A 2,502-nucleotide genomic window follows, 5' to 3' on the forward strand; every position below is an offset into this window, starting at 1 on the left:
TTCGACAGCCTGAGGCTCACTGATCAGTGAGCCTTTCTGGTTCTCAAAAAACTATTGCATTGGAGGACTTGCTCCACCAAACGTATCTGTATCTGGGTCACCCGTAAAAGGACCTGTAATTATTCTTGCATCATCACTTCTAAACATTTGCGAAGCAGAACCTCCCATTGAAAGTTCAGGGTAAAGCTTGGAATATTGTTTGTCACCGAAGGATTTTTCAAAACCGCCACCTTGCATGTCTGCGACTCTTTCGATAGCTTCTTTAAATAATAAAGCATGCGCTTCCTCACGTTGAACAAGAAAATCAAACATTTCTCGTGCACCAGGGTCAGTTACATGGCGATGGAGTTCTTCATAAACTTTTCTGGCCCTGAGTTCCGCAGCCAAGTCGGATTGAAGATCAGCCATTAAATCACCGACTGTATTAATATAATTTCCAGTGAAAGGTGTACCTGATGAATCGATGAAATCCGGCCCGTGTCCACCTAAATAAACGCTTTTTTGAACGGTGGAATTCTGGTTTATAATCTGGTTTAGGTAACCATTAGCATTACCCATTGTTGCTCCTTCCTGCCTCATTGTTTGTTCACCACTACCCATTACATTAGGGTCGACATCTGTTCCGCCCATAAGCTGGGTAATGCATTCCCCAACCATTTCCAAATGGGATATTTCTTCTGTGGATATATCAAGAAGTAAGTCACGAATTACAGGATCTTTTGTAGTAAAGCTATGTGCAAAGTATTGGAGGCAAGCTTTAAGTTCACCATTTGCACCTCCAAATTGTTCTAGTACAGCAGCTGCAAATGCCGGGTTCGGCCCTTTGACATTTACCGGAAACAACAATTCTTTATTGTGCATAAACATGGTTTGTAGCCCCTTTGTTATTTAATTCAATTCGATCATTTTTAGTGTCTCTTACAGGTCCTGTTTTATTCGTATAATTCACCGCTCGGGATGCTGCAGCAATTGCAATAGTAATTTTCTCGTAAAAGTGATACCGTTAAACTAATGTAGAAGTAATGACAGAGTAGAATGGGGTATTAGAGTGAATGAATATTATTACGATAAATTATTAAACATAAACACAGGGGGAAACCCAAAGGAATTGCATAGATCTATCCATTATTACCCATATGAGCCAACACAATATAGTGCACTGAAGATTTTATTCAATAACTTTGAAGTGAATAAAACGGACCATGTAGTTGACTATGGATCTGGAAAAGGTAGGCTTATCTTTTATATCAATTATTTTTACCAGGCCGAGGGTGTGGGGATAGAGATGGATGAGACTTTACATCATATAGCAGTTCAGAATCAAAGCAGTTACCTGATTAAAAATAGTAAGAGTACGGATAAGATAAACTTTCTATGTTGCCTTGCAGAAGCCTATGAAATCAAACCTGCAGACAATCTTTTCTATTTTTTTAATCCATTTTCAAAAGAGATTTTTATGACAATTGTAAACAAAATTTTAATCTCAGTGGAACATAATCCTCGTGAGATTGAACTAATTTTGTACTATGCTTCTGAGGATTACACGTATTTTTTGGAGAATGACACATCTTTTGAGTTAAGGAAGGAAATTAGGTTACCAGCTTATAATCATGATAATTATGAAAGGTTCTTAATTTATCATCTTTACCAGTAGTTAATGAATACCTCATATTTGTAGTGAAAGTGATAATTAATAATAGAAAATCTCAGTCAAATGGACTGAGATTTTTCTTCTATTTATTTTCAATTGCTCCATTTGTTGAGTAATTATTAAAGTTGTTTTGAGAAGTAAAGAGTTAAATCATCATCATTGACACATTCGGTATATTGTTCCAATTGTTTACCCTTGTACCAGACTCCAGTCCCGTCTGGGATGTAACCTAGTTTTACGTACATTCTTTGAGCAGAGCCATATCCAGAATGTAATCCTACTGACAGTGACACAAGGTCACCTTTCTCTTTTACAATACCTTCAACGACTTCCATCATTTTTTTACCGATGCCGATTTTCTGAAATTTAATAAGTACATTTAGGTCAATAATTTCAGGAATGTTTTTAAATGCGAAAGGACCAGTAGTTGAATTTGGGAATATTGTAACGTATCCTGCAACTTCTTTGTTCATTTCCGCCACTATAATTGTTTGCTCATCATTTTTTTGCTGGTTAAAATAGCCATCAAATAATTCAATTGGCTTATCCCAATTCTGTGCTGTGAAAGCATCAACAAATTTTTGTGCATCGCTTTTAACCATAGAACGAATTACTAAGCTATCGTAGTTATAATAGATCACTTGGCTATTCACACCTTTTTCATGAAATCGTATTTCTTTGTTCCGATTAACTTACGCAGGTTGACAGAACAAGTAGTGCATAGATAACTTTAAGAGAAAGTAATAACTCAAAGACAGTACAAATAAGCGATTGGAGCTACCAATCGACAACCCCTTCTTTCATCAAACCCCAATTTGCTTTAAGAATCAGTACTCATAAATCAATATAAG

The 2,502-nt window shown here is 36.3% G+C and carries 3 protein-coding genes; 1 reads left to right on the forward strand and 2 read right to left on the reverse strand.

Annotated elements, in window-relative coordinates; genetic code table 11:
• Positions 1-51 precede the first annotated feature (51 nt).
• A complete protein-coding gene (locus tag ACOI1D_RS21285; RefSeq protein WP_422504182.1) occupies positions 52-867 on the reverse strand; it encodes a manganese catalase family protein in 816 nt (271 codons plus the stop codon).
• Positions 868-1,048: 181 nt separating this feature from the next.
• On the opposite strand from ACOI1D_RS21285, the gene ACOI1D_RS21290 reads away from it, so the two are divergent.
• Positions 1,049-1,654 carry an SAM-dependent methyltransferase gene (locus tag ACOI1D_RS21290; RefSeq protein WP_422504184.1) on the forward strand — a complete coding sequence of 202 codons (606 nt, stop codon included), beginning with the start codon at positions 1,049-1,051 and terminating at the stop codon, positions 1,652-1,654.
• Positions 1,655-1,770: 116 nt separating this feature from the next.
• Here the strand turns inward: ACOI1D_RS21290 and ACOI1D_RS21295 are convergent, their stop codons facing one another.
• Positions 1,771-2,292: a GNAT family N-acetyltransferase gene (locus ACOI1D_RS21295; protein ID WP_422504186.1), complete on the reverse strand. Its 522-nt coding sequence runs from the start codon at positions 2,290-2,292 to the stop codon at positions 1,771-1,773.
• Between the last annotated feature and the right edge of the window lie 210 nt (positions 2,293-2,502).

Source organism: Virgibacillus sp. DJP39 (genome assembly GCF_049310925.1).
Classification (GTDB): domain Bacteria; phylum Bacillota; class Bacilli; order Bacillales; family Amphibacillaceae; genus Virgibacillus_F.